This is a genomic window from Salmonella sp. WC3 (genome assembly GCF_042932255.1).
Classification (GTDB): Bacteria; Pseudomonadota; Gammaproteobacteria; order Enterobacterales; family Enterobacteriaceae; genus Salmonella; species Salmonella enterica.
Window position 1 is genome coordinate 2636619 of record NZ_CP170629.1, and the last position, 24189, is coordinate 2660807.

Consider the following 24189-nt stretch of genomic DNA (forward strand, 5'->3'; position numbering starts at 1 on the left):
ATGTTTCAGGACAACCCGCTGCTAGCGCAGCTTAAACAGCAACTGCATTCCCAGACGCCGCGCGCTGAAGGGGTCGTAAAAGCCACGGAAAAAGGCTTTGGCTTCCTTGAGGTTGACGCGCAAAAAAGCTACTTCATTCCTCCGCCGCAGATGAAAAAAGTGATGCATGGCGATCGTATCGTCGCGGTCATCCACACGGAAAAAGAACGTGAGTCTGCCGAGCCGGAAGAACTGATCGAACCGTTCCTGACGCGTTTTGTGGGAAAAGTTCAGGGTAAAAATGACCGCCTGTCCATCGTGCCGGATCATCCGTTGCTGAAAGACGCGATTCCCTGCCGCGCCGCGCGCGGCGTTCAGCATGAGTTCAAAGAAGGTGACTGGGCGGTTGCCGAAATGCGCCGCCATCCGCTTAAAGGCGACCGTTCGTTTTACGCCGATTTAACGCAGTACATCACCTTTGCCGACGATCACTTTGTTCCCTGGTGGGTTACGCTTGCCCGCCACAACCTGGAAAAAGAAGCGCCGAACGGCGTAGCGACGGAGATGCTGGACGAAGGGCTGGAGCGCCAGGATCTGACCGCGCTGAATTTCGTCACTATCGATAGCGCCAGCACTGAAGATATGGATGACGCGCTTTATGCTGAGGAATTAGCGGACGGCAGACTCCAGCTTACGGTGGCTATCGCCGATCCTACCGCCTGGATTGCCGAAGGCAGTAAGCTGGATAACACAGCGAAAATTCGCGCCTTCACCAACTACCTGCCGGGCTTCAATATTCCTATGCTGCCGCGTGAGCTGTCTGACGATCTGTGTTCGCTGCGCGCCAACGAAGTGCGTCCGGCGCTCGCCTGTCGCATGATCATCGCCGCGGACGGCACCATTGACGATGATATCGCCTTTTTTGCGGCCACCATCGAATCGAAGGCCAAGCTGGCGTACGACAATGTCTCCGACTGGCTGGAAAATAACGGCACCTGGCAGCCGGAGAACGAAGGCATTGCCCAGCAGATTCGTCTGTTGCACCGTATTTGTCTAAGCCGCAGTGAGTGGCGTCATCATAATGCGTTAGTCTTTAAAGACCGCCCGGATTACCGCTTTGTGCTTGGCGAAAAAGGCGAAGTACTGGATATTGTGGCGGAACCGCGCCGTATCGCTAACCGTATCGTAGAAGAGTCGATGATCGCCGCTAACCTTTGCGCCGCGCGCGTACTGCGCGATAAGCTCGGTTTCGGTATTTACAACGTACATACGGGCTTCGATCCCGCGAATGCCGACGCGCTGGCCGCGCTGCTGAAAACGCATGGTCTGCATGTCGATGCCGAAGAGGTGCTGACGCTGGAAGGCTTCTGTAAACTGCGTCGCGAACTGGATGCGCAGCCCTCCGGTTTCCTTGACAGCCGCATTCGTCGCTTCCAGTCTTTTGCGGAAATCAGCACCGAGCCGGGGCCGCATTTCGGTCTTGGTCTTGAGGCTTACGCCACCTGGACCTCTCCCATCCGTAAGTATGGCGATATGATTAACCATCGCCTGCTGAAAGCGGTCATCAAGGGGGAAGCTATTGCGCGTCCGCAGGAAGATATCACCCAACAAATGGCGGAACGCCGTCGCCTGAACCGCATGGCGGAGCGCGATGTCGGCGACTGGTTATATGCACGCTTCCTTAACGATAAGGCGGGGACAAATACCCGTTTCGCGGCAGAAATTATTGACGTCAGCCGCGGTGGTATGCGCGTGCGACTGGTCGATAACGGCGCTATCGCCTTTATCCCTGCCCCGTTCCTGCACGCCGTTCGCGATGAACTGGTATGCAGCCAGGAAAACGGTACGGTACAGATTAAAGGTGAGACGGTTTATAAAGTGACGGATGTCATTGATGTCACTATTGCGGAAGTTCGCATGGAAACCCGCAGCATTATTGCCCGACCGGCAGCGTAACCACGTTGAGCTCGCTTAACGGCCTTTGCTGAGAAGGCAAAGGCCGTTTCTTTTCTTCTTCTCCCTTCCGTCATGCTCTAAGTTTAATCTTATTCAAGCGCCCCATTTCTTGTTATTTTTAGCTGGCGACTATGCTTTTTCCAGAATCTGGATTACATATGAATACATAGATAAAACAATACGTTCAGCCATAATTACCCTTATTTATAACATGGCTAACCTTTCTTTTCGGGCACCTGGCGCTTAAATGGGATGGTACGCATGATGAAACAGATTCAGGAACAAACGGCGCTAAATCCCCTTCACTCTCACTGGCGTCTGGCTGATGACCGCAACGTGCTGTATCTCTCCCCGACAGGTGAAACGGATGCAGAAAAAACGGTTGAGCTATCGCCGGAGCAAGCCGGGCGTATCCGGGAAATAACGGCGATTACGTCCAGTCTGCTGATAACGTTGTTGATAGAAAAACAGGTTACCGCTGTGCACCTGGTAGGCCGTAAGATTAATAACCGTGAATGGGCTGGCAGCCTGGCAACCTGGCCTGATACGCCTGCCGTCGCGCCAACGCAGGCGCAGGAACTCTCTTTTGCCGAGCAAATCGTATCAGAAGCCAACTCAGTCATTGCGATACTGGATAGTCGGGGAAAAATCTGTCGATTTAATCGGTTATGCGAAGAGTACACGGGCTTAAAAGAGCGAGATGTAATTGGTCAAAGCGTCTTTAAATTATTTATGAGTCGCCGGGAGGCGGTTGCCTCCCGGCACTACATTGAGAATTTTTTTCGCAATGGCAATGCCTATGAAATCGAACGCTGGATAAAGACTCGTAAAGGTCAACGCCTGTTCTTATTTCGTAATAAATTTGTCCATAACGGTAGCGGAAAAAACGAAATTTTCCTGATCTGCGCAGGCTCGGATATCACCGAAGAAAGGCGGACTCAGGAGCGTTTACGCATACTGGCGAATACAGACACCGTCACCGGCCTGCCCAATCGCAATGCTATTCATGAATTTATTAATCATGCTATTGCCTCGGCTGGCGAGTCGCAGGTGGGTATCGTTTATCTCGATCTGGATAACTTCAAGAAAATTAATGACGCCTATGGGCATATGTTTGGCGATCAGCTCTTACAGGCCGTTTCGCTGGCGCTGTTGAGTTGTCTGGAGGAAGATCAATTGCTGGCCAGACTGGGGGGAGATGAATTCATTGTCCTCGCTGCCCATACGTCTCAGGCCGCGCTGGAAGCAGTAGCCTCACGAATCCTTACCCGGCTGCGGCAACCGTTTCGCATTGGACTCATTGAAGTTTACACGGGATGCGCCATTGGCATTTCGTTGGCCCCCCGGCACGGACAGGACAGCGAAAGTCTCATTCGCACTGCCGACACCGCAATGTATAACGCCAAAGAAGGCGGCCGCGGTCAGTTCTGCGTTTTTTCGCCGGAAATGAATCAGCGCGTATTTGACTATCACTGGCTGGATACAAACCTGCGAAAAGCGCTGGAAAACGACCAGTTACTTATTCACTATCAGCCCCAAATTACCTGGCGCGGCGAAGTACGTAGCCTGGAAGCGCTGGTACGCTGGCAATCGCCGGAACGCGGATTAATTCCGCCGCTGGAGTTCATCTCATACGCCGAAGAGTCAGGACTCATCGTCCCGCTGGGCCGCTGGGTGATTCTGGATGTAGTTCGCCAGATTGCGAAATGGCGCGATAAGGGGATTAACTTGCGCGTAGCCGTTAACTTTTCGGCGCGACAACTGGCCGACCAGACGCTTTTTACTGCGCTTAAACAGGCTTTGTACGATCTGAATTTTGAGTATTGCCCAATCGATGTCGAGCTAACGGAAAGCTGCCTGATCGAAAACGACACGCTGGCGCTATCGGTTATCCAGCAATTTAGTCAGCTCGGCGCCCAGATTCATCTGGATGATTTTGGCACAGGGTATTCTTCGCTTTCTCAACTCGCCCGGTTCCCTATTGATGCCGTTAAACTGGATCAGGCTTTCGTCAGAGATATCCATAAGCAACCGCTGTCGCAATCTCTGGTTAGGGCGATTGTCGCGGTGGCTCAGGCGCTAAATTTACAAGTGATTGCCGAAGGTGTAGAAAATGCTAAAGAAGATGCCTTCCTGACAAAAAACGGCGTCAATGAACGACAGGGCTTTTTATTCGCCAAACCTATGCCCGCCGTTTCTTTTGAACGCTGGTACAAACGTTATCAGACGAAAAAAATGCGTTAATGGCGACGATAATAGGGAGAACAGCCTGTGCAGACAGGCATAGCCCTATTTTTCCCTTCTCTTTTCAGATTAATTTCTGCATCATGAATTGAAACCTTTTCTGACATTAAGGATGACAAACATGTCTGATATCGAAGCACAACGAATTGCCGCACGCATTGATACCGTGCTGGATATCCTTGTTGCTGGCGATTACCACTCGGCCATCAATAACCTTGAAATATTGAGAGCAGAGCTGTTAGATCAGGTTAAAGACGGTATCTCGCCATCCCAGGCTCCCGGGTCGCCCTGGGAAATCTGATAGCGATTATTTGTCCGGGATGGCTGTTAGCCCTTCCCGGCTCTCTGACTGTCTGTGACTCCTCTTAACGAATAAAATTAATACTATGAACTCCCGACAACAATCAATTTTGCAAATGGTGGTTGATAAAGGCCAGATGAGCGTTGCTGAACTGGCGAAAATTACCGGCGTATCTGAAGTCACGATTCGTCAGGATCTGAATACCCTGGAAAAGCAGAGCTATTTACGCCGTGCGCACGGTTTCGCCGTTTCGCTTGAGAGCGATGACGTAGAGACTCGCATGATGACGAACTACACGCTAAAACGCCGACTGGCGGAGTTCGCCGCCTCGCTGGTCAGTCCAGGGGAATCCGTTTTTATTGAAAATGGCAGCAGCAATGCGCTATTGGCCCGGACGCTGGCGGAACAAAAAGATGTCACGATCATCACCGTGAGCAGTTATATCGCGCACCTGCTCAAAGAGACCCCTTGCGAAGTCATTCTCCTCGGTGGAATCTATCAGAAAAAAAGTGAAAGCATGGTAGGGCCGTTGACGCGACAGTTTATCCATCAAGTGCATTTCAGCAAAGCATTTATCGGTATTGATGGCTGGCAGGCTGATACCGGCTTTACCGGACGCGATATGATGCGATCGGATGTGGTTAACGCTGTTCTGGAAAAAGGCTCAGAAGCGATTGTCCTCACCGACAGCTCCAAATTTGGCTGTATGCATCCCTATCCCCTGGGCCCGCTCTCTCGCTTCCATCGTGTCATTACGGATTCCAAAATTTCCGCCAGCGATCAAATGCAGTTAGAACATGCGGGGCTGCTAGTCAATGTTATTGGCTCATCCGTTTAAAATATTTCCCGATGGTTTGCCCTATGGCAAATCATCCTCTCTCTAAGACTTTTCTGACATCCCAATTAAGACTATTTACCTGTTGTAACGAGCGTAACGTCGTAAAATTAATATTAGCGAAATAACAGGAAGTGACTATCACCTGCGTGATATACCCCTGCGCAATCAGGTTTTACGGAAAATCTCTTAACAGGTTTTATTTTAACTATAGTTATAGTGAGCTTAATTCCGTGAATCGTTAATTCAGGAGAGAGTATTATGTTTATGACGAGCAAAAAAATGGCCGCTGCTGTGCTGGCAATCACCGTAGCAATGTCTCTGAGCGCCTGCTCAAACTGGTCCAAGCGCGATCGCAATACGGCTATTGGCGCAGGTGCGGGGGCGTTAGGCGGCGCAGTGTTAACGGACGGCAGTACATTAGGCACCCTGGGCGGCGCGGCGGTCGGCGGCGTGATTGGTCACCAGGTTGGAAAATAATCCAGACGTTTAAATATTGAACGGCTCAAAATAATACGTTTATTCTTTTCAGGTCTGGATTACAAAAATAGACAAAGTTGACTTTTACGCCACGGCAATTTACAACCGTGGCGTTTTCATTAGCCGCCAGCTAATTTTACTTTCATTCCTTTAGCTTCCAGCAATGATTTTATCAAGTCGCGTTTATCACCCTGAATTTCAATAATCCCTTCTTTTACTGCCCCGCCACAGCCGCATTTTTTCTTCAGTTCAGCCGCCAGTTTGGTTAATTCCGCATCATTCATCTCGATACCGGTAATCAAACATACGCCTTTACCCTTACGGCCACTGGTTTGACGCTGAATGCGAACGATACCATCCCCTTTGGGACGAACCGGCGCCGTTTTAGGTTCTTCAATGCGCCCCGTCTGTGTTGAATAAACCAGACGACTATTGGAATCGCTCATTATGCCTCCCGTTTCAGTGACGCGTTAATATCCTTCAGCGTTTGCGCCGGATCTACCGATTGCGTAACCGGGCGGCCAATCACCATATAGTCGACGCCGGCGGATAATGCCTGTTCGGGCGTCATAATGCGTCGCTGGTCGCCTGCCTCGCTGCCTGCGGGCCGAATGCCCGGCGTCACCAGCTTAAATGCAGCGCCAAAGGCCTGTTTAAATCTGACAGCTTCCTGAGCGGAACAGACCACGCCATCCAGCCCGCATTGCTGCGTCAGGCGCGCCAGCCGCTCCGCATGTTCCGCCGGTGACAACGTCACGCCCAGATCGTGTAGATCGCTGGTTTCCATACTGGTCAACACGGTCACGGCAATGAGCAACGGCGCATCTTTACCGAATGGCGCCAGCGCGTCGCGCGCTGCGGCCATCATTCTCGCCCCACCAGACGCGTGAACGTTTACCATCCAGACGCCCAGGTCTGCCGCTGCGGCGACTGCCCGGGCCGTGGTGTTGGGAATATCATGAAATTTTAGATCAAGAAAGACATCAAACCCACGCTGCTGGAGATCCCGAACGAGTTGTGGACCAAACAGCGTGAACATCTCTTTGCCCACTTTTAAGCGACAATCGCGAGGATCGATTTTATCGACAAACGCCAGGGCTTTATCGCGTTCATGGTAATCCAACGCCACAACGACAGGCGATTCAGTAACAGCGCAGGAAGAAGATGAAGCAGTAAACGTCATGACCAGACCTTCTTGATGATGGGCACCGGAAGTGGCACAAATTGGATAAACGGCGTGCATTCTACCTGCGGCGCAGGGAAATTAACAGGTTCGATTGACAACCTGATAAGCCTTGGTCGCCGATGTCAGCGTCGTTTCTAGCTTTACATCATTAAGTATGTTGTAACTAAAGTGAAGCTTTTTTTATATACTACTGCCCATCAAGTCCGCGAATAGGTTTAATGGTCGACCATGCCCGGCAGGACGGACAGTGCCAGTACAAGGTATAGGCGGTAAAACCGCATTTCTGACAACGATACCGCGGTTTACTGCGCACCTGCTCGCCAACCATATCACGCAGTACCATCAGGCTTTCTTTCGCTCGCCCTTCTTCCGCCTCGTTGAGATGGTAATCCATCAGCTTATGGAACACCCGCATGGTAGGATGTCGCTGTAGCTGACGCGTGATATAGACTTGAGCAGCGTCACTACCTTCACGCGCTTCCAGAATATCGGCAAGCATTAACTCAGCGCCAGCACCGGTATTCTCCTCAACGGCGCGACGTAAAAACTCCGCCCACTCGGCATTTTTACCGAGCTGTTGATAACAGGTTTGCAGCATCTCCAGCGTTTCGCTGACCAGCTCTTTATCCTGAACGATCACACGTTGCAGGCTTTCGACCGCTTTGGCGTAATCCCCTCTCGCCATATAAACGCGCCCCATCATGATAGACACCCGGGCGCTATTTTTATCTGCGGCGGCACCTTTTTTCAGCAACGCCATCGCGCGATCCATGTCGTCGTTGCCCATCTGCTGTAAAGCTAACTCACAGTAAAAATGGGCGATTTCGATACGCTGTTTATCTTTGCCCAGTTTCACCAGCCGTTCTGCTACTTCGATCGCCTTTTGCCAGTCGCTGGTTAGCTGATAGATTTGCAAGAGCTGCTGTAACGCGCCTACGCGAAATTCCGTTTCGTCGGTAAGTTGGTTAAACATATCTTCCGCGCGGTCATATAAACCGGCGGCCATATAGTCGCGCCCCAGTTGCTGAACAGCCAGTAAACGCTGTTCATAGGTCAATGAAGCGCTTTCCATGAGCGTTTGATGAATACGAATGGCGCGATCGACTTCGCCGCGAGAGCGAAACAAATTACCGAGAGTGAGATGAGCCTCAACGGTGCCGGTATCCTCTTTAAGCATATCGAGGAACAGATCCACCGCTTTATCTTGTTGGTTACTCAGCAGGAAGTTAACCCCTGCGACATAATCGCGCGACAGGCGGTTAGCTTCATCCTGTTTTGTTTGTTGCGCACTTCTGCGACCCATATACCACCCATAGGCAGCGGCTACAGGCAACAGCAGAAATAACAACTCCAACATAAATGATTATTCCTTTACAACCGACGAATCGGCAGGGACCGCAACGTCGGTTGCTGGCGAAAGCTTGTTTTCCAGTCGTTTAATTTTACGTTCAGCGCGGGCAAGGGAAACGCGGACCCGCAGCCAGAACAGGCCGCAAATCAGCCAGCCAATCGCAAAACCGACGGCGAACAGCACAGCAAGCAACGTGGAGATACGATACTCCCCTTGCGCCAGCAGGTAGTTAAACGTCACCTGTTGATCATTCTGCGCGCCCAGCGTCACCGAAATAACAAAAATCGCCAATACCAGTAAGAAAATGAGTAAATATTTCACATTACTTCCCGTTATGTGGTTTGCGCGAATAAATCGTGTCCAACTTACCGCATCCAGCCTTCTAAATTACCATTTTCCCGCCTCGCGCGAAATGGAAATGCGCCCGCCATCAGATGATTTAAGGGCAATAGTCAGAAAATCAACCGTTGTCAGCTTTCCTGCTCGCGTTCAGCAATTTCTTGCGCTTCTTCACGAGGCGGCATAAGCGGCCCGCAAATTCGCTGCGCCAGCCAGGTCGCCAGGGTAACTAATAGCCAAGAGATGAGCGTGGCGACCACTAAATCTCGCGGCCAGTGCATTCCCAGAAGCAAACGGCTGCCCATTACGCCGGTCGCCCAGACTAACAAAAACGCGATGGTGAAAGTCCGTCTGCGCGGCCATAACAGACCCACGGCCAAAAGCGCCCAGCTCGCTGCAAACATGGTGTGTCCGGAGGGAAACGCAAAGCCCGTCTCTTTTTGCCAGTGCTGACGCAGGAAAACGGGGATGTTCTGTTGCCCGGCCAACTGCTCTTTCACTAAATGTCCGCGTTCTGTACGCTTTAAAGTGTAGAACTCATCGACGGGAATATGGTGCGTTTTTTCAAGCCAGACCACAAATGGCCGCGGCTCCTGTACGCGCTCCTTTACCCATGACTTCACGCCCTGCCCGACGATAATCGCCCCGCCGAGAATCGCAAACAGCATAATGGCGGCGCGCAGGCGAAATCGCAGGCACCATAAGAACCATCCACAAAGAATCACATGCGTGATAACGCCCCAGGGTTTGGTCACGGTTTCCGTTATCCAGAATAGCGTTTTTAGCCACCAGACCTGATGTCCTGGCTGCCACTGCCAGCCTGATACCCATACGGCAAGCGGCATGATAAGCAACAGGGCGGCGCCTGCCGCGGTGCGCCTCGCAATTGAAAGCATGGATGCTCCTTTTATAAGTAAGTATCACAATCATAACTGAAAATTCTCGCCGGACTGGAAAATTGACAAATTTGTGCCATTCCTGAGCAATTACGTGGTAGTGATTAGGTGATGTCCGCCGCCTTATGGCAAAATAGCGGGATACAAGCCAACAGGCGACGACACCGCAGGCGTCAGCATAATCTGGAGAAATACATGCAGCTTAAACGTGTGGCAGAAGCCAAACTGCCAACCCCATTGGGTGACTTTCTGATGGTGGGATTTGAAGAACTGGCAACCGGACACGACCATGCCGCGCTGGTTTTTGGCGATATTTCAGGTAAAACGCCGGTACTGGCTCGCGTTCATTCCGAATGTCTTACCGGGGACGCGCTTTTTAGTCTGCGCTGTGATTGTGGTTTTCAACTGGAAGCCGCGCTGACGCATATTGCGGAAGAAGGACGCGGTATTCTGATTTACCACCGTCAGGAAGGCCGCAATATCGGCCTGCTTAATAAAATTCGCGCTTATGCGTTACAGGATCAAGGCTATGACACGGTGGAGGCCAATCATCAGCTCGGCTTTGCCGCCGATGAGCGTGATTTCACCCTTTGCGCGGATATGTTCAAATTACTCGGCGTGGATGAAGTTCGCCTACTGACCAATAATCCGAAGAAAGTCGAAATACTGACCGAGGCGGGAATTAATATCGTGGAACGCGTTCCGCTCATTGTGGGTCGTAATCCAAATAATGAGCATTATCTCGATACTAAAGCGGCCAAAATGGGCCACCTACTAAGTAAGTAAGCCACCGGTATTAAAGCGCGGGCCTGCCTGTTTACGGCAGGCCCGATAAACGGCTTTAGTTCAGCATATTTCTAATGACATAGTGCAATATGCCGTCATTCTGGTAGTAAGTCAGCTCGGTGGCGGTATCAATGCGACAGCGGCAAGGCACCGTTTCTTTGCTGCCGTCCGATCTCGTTAACGTCATCGGAATGGTCGCGCCAGGGCGCAGGTTTTGCAGATCCGCGATATCAATCACCTCTTCCCCGGTCAGTCCAAGCGTTTTACGCGTTACGCCCTGTGGAAACTCCAGCGGCAGGATCCCCATCCCAATCAGGTTTGAGCGGTGGATACGTTCGAACGACTCGGCGATCACCACGCGGATACCTAACAGCCGCGGACCTTTTGCCGCCCAGTCACGGCTCGATCCCGACCCATACTCTTTCCCGGCAATTACCGCCAGCGGCGTTTTTTCCTGCTGGTAGAGCATCGCAGCATCATAAATCGACATCGCTTCCGTACCCGGTAAATGCCGCGTCATGCCACCTTCGACGCCGGGCAGCATTTCGTTGCGAATACGAATATTGGCGAACGTACCGCGCATCATCACTTCATGGTTGCCGCGCCGTGATCCATAGGAGTTAAAATCCTTCCGCTCAACGCCGTGGTTTTGCAGATAGCGTCCGGCGGGACTGTCCGGCTTGATACTGCCGGCCGGGGAAATATGGTCGGTCGTCACCGAATCGCCCAGCATCGCTAGGATACGCGCGCCGTGGATATCTTTGACGGGTGCAGGCTGGGCCTGCATTTCATCAAAGAAAGGCGACAGGCGGATATAGGTTGAATCCGACTGCCAGCCGTAGGTATCGGACGATTCAACCTGAATCGATTTCCATTCTTCCGTGCCCTCAAACACTTCCGCATACTCTTTACGGAACATATCTGATGATACCAGTTCAACGGCGCGGGCAATTTCCTGCGCCGAAGGCCAGATATCCTTCAGGTATACCGGATCGCCTTTACGATCGTACCCCAGCGGGTCTGTCGCGAGGTTAATATTCATGTTTCCGGCCAGCGCATACGCGACCACCAGCGGCGGCGACGCCAGCCAGTTCGTTTTCACCAGCGGATGGATACGCCCTTCAAAATTTCGGTTACCGGAAAGCACGGCCCCTACCGTCAGATCGCCTTTTTTAATCGCGGTCTCAATAGGCTCCGGCAACGGACCGGAGTTCCCGATACAGGTCGTACAGCCATAACCGACCAGGTTAAAACCGAGCTCATCCAGATAAGGCGTAAGTTTGGCCTGCGCCAGATAGTCAGATACCACTTTTGACCCCGGCGCCAGAGAAGCCTTGACCCACGGTTGACGCTTCAACCCCAGCGTTACTGCCTTTTTCGCCAGTAATCCCGCCGCCATCAGCACGCTGGGGTTCGAGGTATTCGTACAGGAGGTGATGGCGGCAATGACGACAGCGCCATCCGGAAGCTGATATGGCTGTCCGTTCATCGTATAGTCAACCGGCTGGCGATCTCTTTGCGCGGTATTCAGCTCCAGCTCGGCGCTGGCGGCAAAGGCTTTCGGCACATCGCCTAACGCCACGCGATCCTGCGGGCGTTTCGGCCCGGCCAGACTGGCCTCTACATCGCCCATATCCAGTTCCAGCGTACTGGTAAATACCGGTTCGTCACCGGGATTACGCCACATCCCCTGCGCCTTCGCGTAGGTTTCAACCAGCTCGACCAGATCGTCGCTACGTCCGCTTAATCGCATATATTCCAGGGTGATGACGTCAATAGGGAAGAAACCACAGGTGGCGCCATATTCCGGCGACATATTAGCGATGGTCGCGCGATCCGCCAACGGCAGCGAATCCAGACCATCACCATAAAATTCAACAAATTTACCCACGACGCCATGCTTACGCAGCATTTGCGTGACGGTTAGCACCAGGTCAGTAGCGGTGATCCCCTCCCGAAGCTTACCGGTTAACTTAAAGCCGACAACATCCGGGATAAGCATCGACACGGGCTGACCAAGCATCGCCGCTTCCGCTTCGATACCGCCCACGCCCCACCCCAATACGCCCAGACCATTAATCATAGTCGTATGGGAGTCAGTCCCCACCAGCGAGTCCGGGTAAGCAATCCACTCCCCGTCCTGTAATTCGCTCCAGACGGCTTTACCCAGGTATTCCAGGTTAACCTGATGGCAAATGCCGGTGCCGGGCGGCACCACGCTGAAACGGCTGAATGCCTGCTTTCCCCATTTCAGGAACATATAACGCTCATGGTTACGTTCCATTTCCAGCCGCACGTTTTCTTCAAACGCATCGTCATCGCCGAAATGATCGACCGTCACAGAGTGGTCAATAACCAGATCAACCGGCGATAACGGGTTCACTTTCGACGTATCGCCGCCGAGGCGTTTAACGGCTTCACGCATCGCCGCCAGGTCGACAACGGCAGGCACGCCGGTAAAGTCCTGCATCAGGACACGGGCGGGCCGCCAGGCAATTTCACGATCGGCATGGGCATTTTTAAGCCAACCGGCCAGCGCCTGAATATCTTCATCAGTCACAGATTCGCCGTCCTGCCAGCGCAACAGGTTTTCCAGTAACACTTTAAGTGATTTGGGCAAACGGGCGATATCGCCCAGGGATTTGGCAGCCAGCGGCAGACTGTAGTAATGATACGTTTTATCTTTGGCCTGCAATGTATCCTTACTGGCTTCTCGTAGGGTTGACGACATAGCTCCTCCTTAAATGACAGGGTTGCGTTACCCTGATTCTCCACAGGGTTGTATTAAAGATAACACAAACAAAATGTAACGTTTTGATAACAACCCAAATTGCTAAAAGAGGAGAAACCTAACAGGCGAGGAACGAAGATGAAAAAGCCCGATAAATAACGCATTATCGGGCTTTGACGAGATTAGACGGCAATCCAGATTAACTCGGCCCAGAACAGTAGCGATAATATAAACGCGCCAGTCCATGACCAATACTTTATATTTGACGTTAACATAGGCGACACCAACTGTGTTTAATCAATACTGAGAAGCGCTCAGCACACGGTTGCTGCGGTGTAATAAGACAGCGTTAATAAAACAGTAACGCCAATAAAAAGACGAATATTATTTTTGTGACACCTCGTCAGCAAAAGCATCAATAAATGCCCGCTGCTGCGGTGTGAGCGTCCAGTGTTGCGGAACAGACCGAAAAACGGTCGTATCCGGGGTGTTATCATCGTCACCAGATTGAATCGGGGGCGCGACCACGCGCTCGCGTTCCGACGTAATGCTCACTTAGCCCCACCAATGCCAGATAACAAGCGCTACCACTACCCAGAACAACGCAGAACCCACAAAAACCGCCAGCCATGCTTTACGTTTGAGCTCAGGGTCGCGGCGCGGTTCCTGGTTTTCAGAAGGCATTACTAACCTCATGCTATCGGTATCACTTATCATTTCAGCACCAAACAATCGGTACAATTAATCATCAGATGAGACAAATCCTAAATAAACTTTAGTCAAAAATCCAGTCAATTTACGAATCGTTGCCAGTGAATAAATCAATCTTTTGACTCAAGATAACTATTTGGAAAAAGAAACTGGCGGGACGGGTAATTCAACACTATTTTGCTGATCATTACCCGTAATACTTCGAGGGATATTGCAAAAGGCGGCTTTGTCTGCCATGCCACTACGACACAAACCGACGGTGATATTACTTTTCAGGCAGCTTTATATCCTGAAACATCGCTTCAATTTCTTCATTAGAACGCAACGCCACCGCCGTATCCACCACATCACGCGTCAGATGTGGCGCAAAACGTTGGATAAAATCATACATATAGCTGCGTAAAAAAGTACTACGGCGAAAACCAATTTTTGTGGTGCTGTGGCTAAAAATATCGTGCGCGTCAATCCGCACTAAATCAGGATCGGCAAGCGGATCGACCGCCATGCTGGCAATGACGCCAACGCCCAGTCCCAACCTGACATACGTTTTAATCACATCCGCATCGGTTGCAGTAAAGACGATCCGCGGCGTTAACCCTGCGCGATTAAAAGCGGTATCCAGTTCGGAACGGCCGGTAAAGCCGAAGGTATACGTCACCAGCGGATACTGCGCCAGCGCTTCAATCGTTATGGAAGACGTTGCCGCCAATGGATGATCCGGCGTCACCACTATCGAACGGTTCCAGTGATAGCATGGCAACATCACCAGATCGTCATATAAATGCAGCGCTTCCGTGGCAATCGCGAAATCGGCGTTCCCTTTCGATACCGCTTCCGCAATCTGCGTTGGCGACCCCTGGTGCATATGCAGCGAAACGCGCGGGTAACGCTCGATGAAGCCTTTAATCACGCCTGGCAATGCGTAACGCGCCTGAGTATGGGTAGTGGCAATATAGAGCGAGCCTTTATCCGGCCAGGTGTGCTCGCCGGCGACCGACTTAATGGCATCGACTTTGGAAAGCACCTCACGCGCAATACGAATAATTTCCTGTCCTGCGGGCGTCATCTGAGTCAGATGCTTACCGCTGCGGGCGAAAATCTGGATGCCAAGCTCATCTTCCAGCATCCTAACCTGCTTGCTGATCCCCGGCTGGGAAGTATACAACCCCTCAGCGGTAGAGGAGACGTTAAGGTTATGATTAACCACTTCAACAATGTAACGAAGCTGCTGCAATTTCATAATACATCATCCAGATTAGCGCCATCAGGCCATCGTTTATCTGCAGACATCATTGGGCTGATAATACGATTTAATAATAAAAAAGGTGTTAACTATAACCACTATATCATTTATATCTGAACTGTATAGCCAGCGCGATAAAATAATAAGACCGCTATACTCAAAATAATTCGAGTTGCTTAAAGGCGACAAGGGAGTGAGTTCCCAGGAGCATAGATAACCAAGTGACTGGGGTGAGCGACAAATCTGCCGGGAGCAGATTTGAACGTCGCGTGCGACGGCCCGTCATGGCGAGGCCCATGGATGGGCCGAGTAATCCGTAGCCAACACATAAGCCACTTGAAATATGAAGGGGATATAAAAAAGGGCCGCTTACGCGGCCCGCTTGACTATAGTGACGACAGGCAGGGGTTATTTCTTGCCTTCAACCCACTTGCCGTCGACGAAGAACGCTGACCATCCCGTCGCCTTCCCGTCTTTTTCCGCCGCAACGTACTGCTGTTTTGTTTTGCGGCTAAAGCGAACAACGGTTTTATTACCTTCCGGGTCCTGCTGCGGCGCATCCGCCAGATAACGCAGTTTTTCCGGCAGGCGATCGCGGAACCGGTAAAGCTCCTCGACTAATGGCGCGCGCGTTTCGCGTGATTTCGGGAACGTATTGGCCGCCAGGAATATCCCTGCGGCGCCGTCGCGTAGCACAAAGTACGCGTCCGATTTTTCACACGGCAGTTCCGGTAATGGAACAGGATCTTCCTTCGGCGGCGCAACTTCGCCGTTACGCAAGATCTTACGGGTATTTTTACATTCGTCGTTAGTACAGGCCATGTACTTACCAAAACGCCCCATTTTAAGGTGCATTTCGGAACCACATTTCTCACACTCAACGATCGGGCCGTCATACCCTTTGATGCGAAACTCGCCTTCTTCAATCTCGTAGCCGTCACAGGTCGGGTTATTACCACACACATGCAATTTACGCTTCGGATCGATCAGATAGCTGTCCATCGCCGTACCGCACTTCTGGCAGCGACGCTTGGCGCGCAGGGCGTTGGTTTCGGCGTCGTCGCCTTCCAGCACGTTCAGAACTTCATTTTCCGGCACCAGGTTAATGGTCGTTTTACAACGCTCTTTCGGCGAAAGCGCATAACCTGAACACCCAAGGAAAACGCCCGTACTGGCAGTACGAATTCCCATTTTACGGCCACAGGTTGGACAGTCGATGCTGGTCAGCACCATCTGGTTAGGACGCATCCCCCCTTCTTCCGGATCTTTCTCGGCTTTATCGAGCTGCTGAGTAAAATCGCTGAAGAAGTTATCCAGTACCGCTTTCCACTCGGCCTGGTGATTCGCAACCTGATCCAGACTATCTTCCATCTGCGCGGTAAAATCGTAGTTCATCAATTCGCGGAAGTTTTCTTCCAGCCGATCGGTGACGATTTCACCCATTTTTTCCGCATAGAAGCGACGGTTTTCAACGCGAACATAGCCGCGATCCTGAATGGTCGAGATAATCGACGCATAGGTAGACGGACGACCAATACCGCGCTTCTCAAGCTCTTTAACCAGAGAAGCCTCGCTAAAACGGGCTGGCGGTTTAGTAAAGTGCTGAGCAGGCGTCAATTCAAGTAGCGTCAGCGCATCGCCCTTATTCACGGCAGGCAATGTGCGATCTTCATCGCCTTTACGCAGCGCCGGCATCACTTTTGTCCAGCCGTCAAAGCGCAAAATACGCCCACGCGCTTTCAGACGGAATTCGCCTGCGCCAACGGTAAGCGTAGTAGAGTCATATTGTGCTGGCGTCATCTGACAGGCGACAAACTGACGCCAAATTAGTTGATACAACTTCTGCGCGTCAGCCTCCATGTCTTTCAGCGACTCCGCCATGACAGCAACGTCGGAAGGACGGATCGCTTCGTGCGCTTCCTGAGAGTTTTCTTTGCTGGCGTACTGGTTCGGGTTATCCGGCAGGTATTTCTTGCCGAAATTATCGCCAATATAACCGCGCACCATGTTGACCGCATCCTGACTCAGGTTGGTGGAGTCTGTACGCATATAGGTGATGTAGCCCGCCTCATACAGACGCTGCGCCATCATCATGGTTTTCTTCACGCCAAAGCCCAGCCGGGTGCTGGCCGCCTGTTGTAGCGTGGAGGTGATAAACGGCGCGCCAGGTTTGCTGCTGGTCGGTTTGTCTTCACGCTCCAGTACGCTATAGCGCGCTTTTTCCAGCAAGCTGACGGCGGCAAGCGTCTGCTCACGATTTACCGGCCGGAATGGCTTGTCGTTCTGATGCGTCACCTGTAGCGGTAGCGCCTCGCCAGACGGCGTCGTCGTATTAGCGTCAATTTCCCAGAACTCTTCCGGAACAAACGCTTTAATCTCGCGCTCGCGTTCAACGACCAGACGGACCGCGACAGACTGAACGCGACCTGCCGACAAACCACGGGCGATCTTTTTCCACAGCAGCGGCGAGACCATATAGCCTACCACGCGATCCATAAAGCGGCGCGCTTGCTGGGCGTTGACCCTGTTAATGTTCAGCTCGCCCGGCTGTTCAAACGCCTGGCGAATGGCATTTTTGGTTATTTCGTTAAAGACTACGCGACTGTAGCGCGCGTCATCGCCGCCGATCACTTCCCGCAGGTGCCATGCAATGGATTCCCCTTCGCGGTCAAGGTCGGTTGCGAGATAGATGTGGTCGGCTTTTTCCGCCAACTGTTTCAGTTCAGAGACGACCTTCTCTTTACCGGGCAGCACTTCATAGTGCGCATCCCAGTTGTGCCACGGGTCAACCCCCATACGGTTGACGAGAGCACCACGTTCATCCTTTTTGGGCTTTTTAGCCGTTTTGGTGGAGGTAGAGTCGGCGCTCTTTTTAGCTGCTGAGCCACTGGTCGGCAAATCACGGATATGACCCACGCTGGATTTCACCACGTAGTCATTACCCAGATACTTGTTGATCGTTTTGGCTTTTGCCGGGGACTCAACGATGACAAGAGCTTTACCCATATTCACCTTTACCTAAGTTGATTCTTCCAGGAATGCGTCGCACGTTGATTCACCTTCCACTGGCGACGAGACAACGATATATGGTCTCTGCGTCTGCGGATATCAACCCCTTGTACTGGCTTTGTGTACGAAATGTAACCCTCAGGTGACTGAGTTAACAGGCTTTTTTGCACACACGCGCTATAGCACGACGGAATTTTGGTCGAATGTCAAGCAATTCTGTTGCCAGATTGACGAAAGCGTCACACTGTACCTGATAAAATTCGATACGCAACTTTATTAGCATGCAAAAACAAATCTTGCCAGTGAACGCAACATGACAAATCCATCAATTTCCTGTGAGAATATTTGCCCATCAGAAGTGCTCAGCGTAGACTAATCTCCTTGTTTAAGGAGTAAAAAATGCATAAAGAGACGCAACCTATCGATCGCGAAACACTGTTGCTTGAAGCCAACAAAATTATTCGGGAACATGAAGACACGATGGCAGGTATTGTCGCCACCGGCGTAACGCAGAGAAATGGCGTGCTGGTTTTCAGCGGCGATTACTTTTTAGACGAGCAAGGGTTACCGACCCCTAAAAGCACCGCGGTGTTTAACATGTTTAAACACCTGGCGCATGTGCTGTCTGAGAAGTATCACCTGGTGGATTAATCCATGCCGGATGGCGCTGAATGCCATCCGGCAATAGCGGTTTACATCAACGGCTTTTGTCCACGCTGCCACCAGCGCAGCAGCAGCCGATCCGCGCTTTCCGCCGCGCTGCCGGTAACACGATCGATCAGTTTTTTACGCTGCATATAGCGCACATTCAGCACCTCGCGCCCTTCCATCAGGCCGAGGATAACCTCATCGCTGGTGTTAATCTCATCAACCAGTCCTTTCTCCAGCGCCTGCTGACCGTACCAGTGTTCGCCCGTGGCGACCTGTTCAATGTCCAGAGCCGGACGCATCCGCTGCACAAACTCTTTGAACAGATGGTGCGTTTCGTTGAGATCTTCACGAAACTTCTGCCGCCCTTCTTCCGTATTCTCGCCCAACAAGGTCAGGGTACGTTTGTACTGCCCTGCGGTATGCAGTTCAATATCAATGTCTTTACTTTTGAGAAAGCGGTTAAAGTTCGGGATTTGCGCGACAACACCAATTGACCCCACAATAGCGAACGGCGCTGCGATAATTTTTTCCGCCACGCAGGCCATCATGTAGCCTCCGCTTGCCGCGACTTTATCCACCGTCACGGTCAGCGGAATATTTTTATCGCGCAGGCGCTGCAATTGCGATGCCGCCAGGCCATAGCCATGCACAACGCCACCGGGGCTTTCCAGACGCACAACCGCCCGATCGCCGGGTTTCGCCGCTGCCAGCACCGCCGTGACCTCTTCGCGTAACGCATTAACTTCGTGAGCGTCCATACTGCCTTTGAAATCTATCACCCATACGCGCGGTTTGTCCGATGTCGCAATGTCCCCCAGCTTCGCTTTCGCTTTGGCGGCTTTCGCCTCCTGCTTATGCTTTTTTTTCTGCGCTTTATGCCACAGTTTTTGCTGATGGCCATCCATCAACGCCGCAGCAAGGTCATCCTTCATCTCCTGATACTGCTCGCTCAAATTGGTCACGCGCAGCTCGCCGCGCTGACGTTTGCGTTGCGTAGCATTCACGATCAGCAGCACAATGACGGCAATGGCCACCACAACGGTGACGATTTTTGCCAAAAATAAGCCATATTCAGACAACAATTCCACGACTCCCACCTTGATTAAATAACGCGACTTGCGCTCAGTGTACAACAGGCATCGAAGTCAGTCTCTCTTCATCCGTATGCCTGTTGAGGAAGAAAAAGTATGACAAGACGTTCATTTTACGGCGTTATCGCCCCTGTCTGATTGAAAAAAAAGGCGCTTTCAGGCATAAACCCGAAAAGTTAACGCGAAGATAAGACAACCTGGCAGGACGGTGCACCACACCGTTGAGGAGTAGCCATGCATTACCAACCGAAACAAGATCTATTGCAAAACCGCATTATTCTGGTCACTGGCGCCAGCGATGGCATTGGGCGGGAAGCCGCGCTCACGTATGCGCGTTACGGCGCAACGGTGATTCTGCTGGGACGCAACGAAGAGAAACTGCGTCGGGTCGCGCAGCACATTGCTAACGAGCAACATGTTCAACCACGGTGGTTTACGCTCGATCTGCTGACCTGCACCGCTGAAGAGTGCCGGCAAGTGGCCGACCGCATCGCCGCGCACTATCCCCGCCTGGATGGCGTCCTGCACAATGCCGGGTTACTGGGGGAAATCGGTCCAATGAGCGAACAAGATCCGCAGATCTGGCAGGATGTCATGCAGGTAAACGTTAATGCCACCTTTATGCTCACCCAGGCGCTGTTACCGTTATTACTGAAGTCCGATGCCGGCTCGCTGGTCTTTACGTCATCAAGCGTTGGCCGTCAGGGGCGCGCCAACTGGGGCGCCTATGCCACCTCGAAGTTTGCTACTGAAGGAATGATGCAGGTGCTGGCGGACGAATATCAGAACCGTTCTCTGCGTGTTAACTGCATTAACCCGGGCGGTACGCGCACCAGTATGCGCGCCAGCGCCTTTCCAACGGAAGATCCACAGAAATTAAAAACGCCTGCCGATATTATGCCGCTTTACCTGTGGCTTATGGGCGACGACAGTCGCCGTAAAACCGGCATGACCTTTGACGCCCAACCGGGCCGTAAACCAGGAATCGCCCAATGAGTGATGAACGTTATCAGCAGCGCCAGCAGAAGGTAAAAGATCGGGTTGACGCCCGTGTCGCCCAGGCACAGGAAGAGCGCGGTATTATTATCGTGTTTACTGGCAATGGTAAGGGCAAAACCACGGCGGCTTTCGGGACTGCCGCCCGCGCCGTAGGACACGGTAAAAACGTAGGCGTGGTGCAATTTATTAAGGGCACCTGGCCCAACGGCGAGCGTAATCTGCTGGAACCGCATGGCGTCGAATTTCAGGTGATGGCAACGGGATTTACCTGGGAGACGCAAAATCGCGAGGCAGACACTGCAGCATGTATGGCCGTTTGGCAGCATGGGAAACGGATGCTGGCCGATCCGCTGCTTGATATGGTGGTACTGGATGAGCTGACCTATATGGTGGCGTATGACTATTTGCCGCTGGAAGAGGTCATAAGCGCGCTAAACGCGCGCCCTGGTCACCAGACGGTGATTATTACAGGTCGCGGCTGTCACCGGGATATTCTTGATCTTGCGGATACCGTCAGCGAACTGCGTCCGGTTAAACATGCTTTCGACGCGGGCGTAAAAGCCCAGATGGGAATTGATTATTAACCGTAGGCCGGATTAAGGCGTTTGCGCCGCCATCCGGCACAAACCCTCTTGTCTGATGATTCTCGGCCTATAGACCGCGGTAGAGATTACCCGTTGTTATTACGCCCACCGGAGCGGCGTCCGCCAGCGATCTGGCTGTGGCGTTTTACCGCCCGACGGATCTGGTTCGCTTTCATACGACGACGGTCTTTTTCGACGGCAACCTTCGACGAGGTTTCCGGCGGGAGCTCTACCAGACCACGCAGATAGTTCGTTTGCGCGAGGTCGAGCTCAGTCCAGCCGCCGCGCGGCAGGCCTTTCGGCAGCGGGATATCGCCGTAACGAACGCGGATCAGACGGCTGACCTGAACGCCTACCGCTTCCCACAGTCGGCGAACTTCGCGGTTGCGCCCTTCCGTCAGCGTCACGTTATACCACTGGTTAATGCCTTCGCCGCCGCTGAATTTAATGGTCTTAAATGCCGCCGGACCATCTTCCAACTGTACGCCACGGCTTAAATCACGCAGTTTCGATTCATCCACCTGACCGAACACGCGCACGGCATATTCACGTTCAACTTCACGACTAGGGTGCATCAGGCGGTTCGCCAGTTCACCGTCGGTGGTAAACAACAATAGCCCGCAGGTGTTGACATCCAGACGTCCTACCGCAATCCACCGCGCGCCGCGCAGTTTCGGTAAGCGATCAAAAACGGTTGGCCGCCCTTCAGGGTCATTGCGGGTACACAGTTCACCTTCTGGTTTGTAATAGGCCAGAACGCGGCAAATTTGTTCCGCCGACTCTTTCACCGAAATCAGGTGACCGTCAATACGGATTTTCAAACCGGGAGTGACTTCAACACGATCGCCAAGCGTGGCGATTTTACCGTCAACGCTGACACGTCCCGCTTCAATAATGGATTCGATTTCACGGCGAGAGCCGTGGCCAGCGCGCGCCAGCACTTTTTGTAACTTTTCGCTCATAGAGCTTCCTTCAGGTGTCGCCTTCACAGGCGTCGAACAGGAGAATGAACGGCGCGTTGCCGCGCCATTTTAAGGCCGCGTAGTATACAGGCTTACGCCCTTATAAGAAAGGTGTAACGTCGCCGACGCCTTCGCGCAGCACCACCGGGGAGTCATTGGTCAAATCGATTACCGTGGTAGGCTGTTGGCCGAGGTAACCGCCGTGGATGATCAGATCCACCTGCTTCTCCAGCCGATCTTTAATCTCCTCCGGGTCCGACTCGGTAAAATCGCTGCCAGGCAGCATCAACGACGTCGAGAGCATCGGTTCGCCCAGCGTATCCAACAACGCCAGCGCAATCGGGTTTGACGGTACGCGCAGGCCGATAGTTTTACGCTTTTCCTGCAACAGACGGCGCGGCACCTCTTTTGTCCCCTTCAGGATAAAGGTGTAGTTACCCGGCGTATTGTTTTTCATCAGACGAAACGCCACGTTGTCGACGTAGGAGTAGGTCGACAACTCGGACAAATCGCGGCACATCAGCGTGAAGTTGTGACCGTCCGGCAGATGACGAATGCGGCAAATGCGCTCCATTGCGCCTTTGTCTTCAATTTTACAACCAAGGGCATAGCCGGAATCGGTTGGATAAACAATAACACCGCCTTTACGCACAATGTCGACGGCCTGATTAATCAGCCGTTGCTGTGGGTTATCCGGATGGATATAAAAAAACTGGCTCATACTTCCCTCACTGTGATATTTGCGGCTGTTCCCATGTCTGCCATACGCCTTCAACGCCAGCGGGCAGCCAGAGTTTACGCCCCAACTCAATCCACGGGCAGGGCTGATGGAAATCAGATCCAAGCGATGCCCATAAATGATGCTGACACGCAAGCGTCGCCAGTTGGGTGCGTTCATTGGGCGATTGTTGGCACTGCGCCACTTCCATCGCGTCGCCGTGATGGTCGGCAAAATGCGCCACTAATCTTTTCAGCCACTTAGCGCTAAGGTCGTAGCATCCCGGATGGGCCAACACCGCCTTACCGCCAGAATGATGAATGACATCAATAGCTTGTTCTATTGTACACCACTGCGGCGGAACGTAACCGGTTTTCCCACGCGCGAGATATTTTTTAAAAACATCCGCCATGGTCGCGGCTTTGCCGCACTCCACCAGAAAGCGGGCGAAGTGGCCGCGCGTCACCGCGCCGCCATTGGCCAGTCTCAATGCCCCTTCCCACGCGCCGGGAATATGGGCTTTTTCCAGACGCTCCGCAATGAGCCGACCGCGTGCCTGACGCCGCTCTGTCTGCTGCGCCAGAAAATCGCGCATTGCCGGGTGCGCAATATCAATATTCAGACCCACAATGTGAATCTCATGATTCTCCCAGACCGTTGAAATCTCCACGCCGGGAATAAGATTCAGGGCCAGTCCGGAACGTGAAATTTCTTCTCTTGCCGCAGGAATCGCGGCTGTGGTGTCATGATCGGTAATCGCCAGCGTGCCGACTCGCATCTCTACCGCACGGTGTACTAATGTTTCTGGCGTCAACAGTCCATCGGACGCCGTGGTATGACTGTGCAGATCGTAAATCACTGCGTAATTCGTGTCGCTCAAGGCGGCTCCCATAGAGATAAAGTTATGTCATGTACATCATAACGGTTCCGGCAAATATACTGAAATAGGTGTTGACATTATTCCATCGTACTAGTTAACTAGTACGAAAGTTCACATGAAGAGGGTATCTAAAATGGCAGCGACATTTGCATTACACGGTTGGTGGCGCACTTCCTGATAGCGGGCGGTGTATGAACAGCTGTAATCAGCCAAACGATACCCGGCCCGCCTGTTAAGCGGGCTTTTTTTTGAACAAA

Annotated in this window: 25 protein-coding genes and 1 other annotated feature; of the genes, 10 read left to right on the forward strand and 15 right to left on the reverse strand. The window is 52.3% G+C overall.

Going from position 1 to position 24189, the window contains the following annotated elements:
- The 5 genes from ACFK9X_RS12750 (at window position 1) to osmB (ending at window position 5795) form a co-directional block, all read left to right on the forward strand.
- The gene (locus ACFK9X_RS12750) at window positions 1–1935 is read left to right on the forward strand and encodes an exoribonuclease II (RefSeq protein ID WP_151116638.1); all 1935 of its coding nucleotides are present in this window, start codon (window positions 1–3) and stop codon (window positions 1933–1935) included.
- A gap of 261 nt (window positions 1936–2196) precedes the next feature.
- On the forward strand, window positions 2197–4179 hold the full coding sequence (gene pdeR / locus ACFK9X_RS12755; protein ID WP_151116640.1) for a cyclic di-GMP phosphodiesterase: 1983 nt from the start codon (window positions 2197–2199) through the stop codon (window positions 4177–4179).
- Between the two features lie 121 nt (window positions 4180–4300).
- Complete coding sequence (locus ACFK9X_RS12760; RefSeq protein ID WP_001279854.1) at window positions 4301–4480, forward strand: hypothetical protein; 180 nt, start codon at window positions 4301–4303, stop codon at window positions 4478–4480.
- An 85-nt stretch (window positions 4481–4565) separates the two neighbouring features.
- Window positions 4566–5318, forward strand: a complete 753-nt coding sequence (locus ACFK9X_RS12765; protein ID WP_151116642.1) for a DNA-binding transcriptional regulator YciT — start codon at window positions 4566–4568, stop codon at window positions 5316–5318.
- A gap of 258 nt (window positions 5319–5576) precedes the next feature.
- Window positions 5577–5795, forward strand: coding sequence for an osmotically-inducible lipoprotein OsmB (osmB, locus tag ACFK9X_RS12770; protein ID WP_000481166.1), 219 nt, complete (start codon window positions 5577–5579; stop codon window positions 5793–5795).
- A 119-nt stretch (window positions 5796–5914) separates the two neighbouring features.
- Here the strand turns inward: osmB and yciH are convergent, their stop codons facing one another.
- The 5 genes from yciH to pgpB form a co-directional block, all read right to left on the reverse strand.
- Window positions 5915–6241 (reverse strand): stress response translation initiation inhibitor YciH, encoded by a 327-nt coding sequence (gene yciH / locus ACFK9X_RS12775; RefSeq protein ID WP_001285199.1) that lies wholly within the window; start codon window positions 6239–6241, stop codon window positions 5915–5917.
- Complete coding sequence (gene pyrF / locus ACFK9X_RS12780) at window positions 6241–6978, reverse strand: orotidine-5'-phosphate decarboxylase (RefSeq protein ID WP_024792458.1); 738 nt, start codon at window positions 6976–6978, stop codon at window positions 6241–6243. The genes yciH and pyrF overlap by 1 nt, the downstream gene beginning before the upstream one ends.
- A 190-nt stretch (window positions 6979–7168) precedes the next feature.
- Window positions 7169–8338, reverse strand: a complete 1170-nt coding sequence (gene lapB, locus ACFK9X_RS12785; RefSeq protein ID WP_000891378.1) for a lipopolysaccharide assembly protein LapB — start codon at window positions 8336–8338, stop codon at window positions 7169–7171.
- 6 nt (window positions 8339–8344) lie between these two features.
- Window positions 8345–8653 carry a LapA family protein gene (locus tag ACFK9X_RS12790; RefSeq protein ID WP_000876301.1) on the reverse strand — a complete coding sequence of 103 codons (309 nt, stop codon included), beginning with the start codon at window positions 8651–8653 and terminating at the stop codon, window positions 8345–8347.
- Window positions 8654–8802: 149 nt separating this feature from the next.
- Window positions 8803–9567, reverse strand: coding sequence for a phosphatidylglycerophosphatase B (pgpB, locus tag ACFK9X_RS12795; RefSeq protein WP_000948651.1), 765 nt, complete (start codon window positions 9565–9567; stop codon window positions 8803–8805).
- Between the two features lie 195 nt (window positions 9568–9762).
- Here pgpB and ribA point away from each other — a divergent pair, with 195 nt between their 5' ends.
- The gene (gene ribA / locus ACFK9X_RS12800) at window positions 9763–10353 is read left to right on the forward strand and encodes a GTP cyclohydrolase II (RefSeq protein ID WP_001176284.1); all 591 of its coding nucleotides are present in this window, start codon (window positions 9763–9765) and stop codon (window positions 10351–10353) included.
- A 55-nt stretch (window positions 10354–10408) separates the two neighbouring features.
- Here the strand turns inward: ribA and acnA are convergent, their stop codons facing one another.
- From acnA to topA, 6 genes are all read right to left on the reverse strand, one after another.
- Entirely contained in the window at window positions 10409–13084 is a 2676-nt protein-coding gene (gene acnA, locus ACFK9X_RS12805; protein ID WP_151116644.1) for an aconitate hydratase AcnA, read from the reverse strand.
- Window positions 13085–13266: 182 nt separating this feature from the next.
- The gene (ymiC, locus tag ACFK9X_RS12810) at window positions 13267–13359 is read right to left on the reverse strand and encodes a small membrane protein YmiC (protein ID WP_223148964.1); all 93 of its coding nucleotides are present in this window, start codon (window positions 13357–13359) and stop codon (window positions 13267–13269) included.
- Window positions 13360–13468: 109 nt separating this feature from the next.
- A complete protein-coding gene (locus ACFK9X_RS12815) occupies window positions 13469–13639 on the reverse strand; it encodes a hypothetical protein (RefSeq protein WP_000029027.1) in 171 nt (56 codons plus the stop codon).
- Window positions 13640–13780: a YmiA family putative membrane protein gene (locus ACFK9X_RS12820; RefSeq protein ID WP_213083417.1), complete on the reverse strand. Its 141-nt coding sequence runs from the start codon at window positions 13778–13780 to the stop codon at window positions 13640–13642.
- Between the two features lie 280 nt (window positions 13781–14060).
- Window positions 14061–15035, reverse strand: coding sequence for an HTH-type transcriptional regulator CysB (cysB, locus tag ACFK9X_RS12825; protein WP_151116646.1), 975 nt, complete (start codon window positions 15033–15035; stop codon window positions 14061–14063).
- Between the two features lie 411 nt (window positions 15036–15446).
- Window positions 15447–18044 (reverse strand): type I DNA topoisomerase, encoded by a 2598-nt coding sequence (gene topA, locus ACFK9X_RS12830; protein ID WP_151116648.1) that lies wholly within the window; start codon window positions 18042–18044, stop codon window positions 15447–15449.
- 402 nt (window positions 18045–18446) lie between these two features.
- Here topA and ACFK9X_RS12835 point away from each other — a divergent pair, with 402 nt between their 5' ends.
- Complete coding sequence (locus ACFK9X_RS12835; protein WP_000548616.1) at window positions 18447–18698, forward strand: YciN family protein; 252 nt, start codon at window positions 18447–18449, stop codon at window positions 18696–18698.
- Window positions 18699–18739: 41 nt separating this feature from the next.
- Here the strand turns inward: ACFK9X_RS12835 and sohB are convergent, their stop codons facing one another.
- Window positions 18740–19786, reverse strand: coding sequence for a protease SohB (gene sohB / locus ACFK9X_RS12840; protein ID WP_023220886.1), 1047 nt, complete (start codon window positions 19784–19786; stop codon window positions 18740–18742).
- A 237-nt stretch (window positions 19787–20023) separates the two neighbouring features.
- Here sohB and ACFK9X_RS12845 point away from each other — a divergent pair, with 237 nt between their 5' ends.
- Window positions 20024–20785 (forward strand): YciK family oxidoreductase, encoded by a 762-nt coding sequence (locus ACFK9X_RS12845; RefSeq protein ID WP_023236837.1) that lies wholly within the window; start codon window positions 20024–20026, stop codon window positions 20783–20785.
- Entirely contained in the window at window positions 20782–21372 is a 591-nt protein-coding gene (cobO, locus tag ACFK9X_RS12850; RefSeq protein ID WP_001278856.1) for a cob(I)yrinic acid a,c-diamide adenosyltransferase, read from the forward strand. The genes ACFK9X_RS12845 and cobO overlap by 4 nt, the downstream gene beginning before the upstream one ends.
- A gap of 86 nt (window positions 21373–21458) precedes the next feature.
- On the opposite strand, the gene rluB is transcribed toward cobO, so the two are convergent.
- The 3 genes from rluB to rnm form a co-directional block, all read right to left on the reverse strand.
- Window positions 21459–22334 carry a 23S rRNA pseudouridine(2605) synthase RluB gene (gene rluB / locus ACFK9X_RS12855; protein ID WP_001291233.1) on the reverse strand — a complete coding sequence of 292 codons (876 nt, stop codon included), beginning with the start codon at window positions 22332–22334 and terminating at the stop codon, window positions 21459–21461.
- 100 nt (window positions 22335–22434) lie between these two features.
- Window positions 22435–23055, reverse strand: a complete 621-nt coding sequence (locus ACFK9X_RS12860) for an L-threonylcarbamoyladenylate synthase (protein ID WP_000077250.1) — start codon at window positions 23053–23055, stop codon at window positions 22435–22437.
- Between the two features lie 7 nt (window positions 23056–23062).
- A complete protein-coding gene (gene rnm, locus ACFK9X_RS12865; protein WP_151116650.1) occupies window positions 23063–23944 on the reverse strand; it encodes an RNase AM in 882 nt (293 codons plus the stop codon).
- Window positions 23945–24065: 121 nt separating this feature from the next.
- Between rnm and trpL the strand changes: the two genes are divergently transcribed.
- Window positions 24066–24110: a trp operon leader peptide gene (trpL, locus tag ACFK9X_RS12870; protein WP_010989026.1), complete on the forward strand. Its 45-nt coding sequence runs from the start codon at window positions 24066–24068 to the stop codon at window positions 24108–24110.
- Window positions 24087–24182 (forward strand) — a sequence feature (Trp leader region). It overlaps the preceding gene by 24 nt.
- Window positions 24183–24189: the final 7 nt, after the last annotated feature.

What these genes read in the sequence shown, in the direction of transcription:
- ACFK9X_RS12860 (WP_000077250.1), bottom strand. Translation starts at nt 23,055, where the DNA reads ATGAGCCAGTTTTTTTATATCCATCCGGATAACCCACAGCAACGGCTG.
- cysB (WP_151116646.1), bottom strand. Translation starts at nt 15,035, where the DNA reads ATGAAATTGCAGCAGCTTCGTTACATTGTTGAAGTGGTTAATCATAAC.
- rnm (WP_151116650.1), bottom strand. Translation starts at nt 23,944, where the DNA reads ATGGGAGCCGCCTTGAGCGACACGAATTACGCAGTGATTTACGATCTG.
- ACFK9X_RS12845 (WP_023236837.1), top strand. Translation starts at nt 20,024, where the DNA reads ATGCATTACCAACCGAAACAAGATCTATTGCAAAACCGCATTATTCTG.
- ACFK9X_RS12765 (WP_151116642.1), top strand. Translation starts at nt 4,566, where the DNA reads ATGAACTCCCGACAACAATCAATTTTGCAAATGGTGGTTGATAAAGGC.
- pyrF (WP_024792458.1), bottom strand. Translation starts at nt 6,978, where the DNA reads ATGACGTTTACTGCTTCATCTTCTTCCTGCGCTGTTACTGAATCGCCT.
- ACFK9X_RS12750 (WP_151116638.1), top strand. Translation starts at nt 1, where the DNA reads ATGTTTCAGGACAACCCGCTGCTAGCGCAGCTTAAACAGCAACTGCAT.
- acnA (WP_151116644.1), bottom strand. Translation starts at nt 13,084, where the DNA reads ATGTCGTCAACCCTACGAGAAGCCAGTAAGGATACATTGCAGGCCAAA.
- yciH (WP_001285199.1), bottom strand. Translation starts at nt 6,241, where the DNA reads ATGAGCGATTCCAATAGTCGTCTGGTTTATTCAACACAGACGGGGCGC.
- pdeR (WP_151116640.1), top strand. Translation starts at nt 2,197, where the DNA reads ATGATGAAACAGATTCAGGAACAAACGGCGCTAAATCCCCTTCACTCT.
- ymiC (WP_223148964.1), bottom strand. Translation starts at nt 13,359, where the DNA reads ATGTTAACGTCAAATATAAAGTATTGGTCATGGACTGGCGCGTTTATA.
- cobO (WP_001278856.1), top strand. Translation starts at nt 20,782, where the DNA reads ATGAGTGATGAACGTTATCAGCAGCGCCAGCAGAAGGTAAAAGATCGG.
- topA (WP_151116648.1), bottom strand. Translation starts at nt 18,044, where the DNA reads ATGGGTAAAGCTCTTGTCATCGTTGAGTCCCCGGCAAAAGCCAAAACG.
- ribA (WP_001176284.1), top strand. Translation starts at nt 9,763, where the DNA reads ATGCAGCTTAAACGTGTGGCAGAAGCCAAACTGCCAACCCCATTGGGT.
- osmB (WP_000481166.1), top strand. Translation starts at nt 5,577, where the DNA reads ATGTTTATGACGAGCAAAAAAATGGCCGCTGCTGTGCTGGCAATCACC.
- pgpB (WP_000948651.1), bottom strand. Translation starts at nt 9,567, where the DNA reads ATGCTTTCAATTGCGAGGCGCACCGCGGCAGGCGCCGCCCTGTTGCTT.
- lapB (WP_000891378.1), bottom strand. Translation starts at nt 8,338, where the DNA reads ATGTTGGAGTTGTTATTTCTGCTGTTGCCTGTAGCCGCTGCCTATGGG.
- rluB (WP_001291233.1), bottom strand. Translation starts at nt 22,334, where the DNA reads ATGAGCGAAAAGTTACAAAAAGTGCTGGCGCGCGCTGGCCACGGCTCT.
- ACFK9X_RS12835 (WP_000548616.1), top strand. Translation starts at nt 18,447, where the DNA reads ATGCATAAAGAGACGCAACCTATCGATCGCGAAACACTGTTGCTTGAA.
- ACFK9X_RS12760 (WP_001279854.1), top strand. Translation starts at nt 4,301, where the DNA reads ATGTCTGATATCGAAGCACAACGAATTGCCGCACGCATTGATACCGTG.
- ACFK9X_RS12820 (WP_213083417.1), bottom strand. Translation starts at nt 13,780, where the DNA reads ATGAGGTTAGTAATGCCTTCTGAAAACCAGGAACCGCGCCGCGACCCT.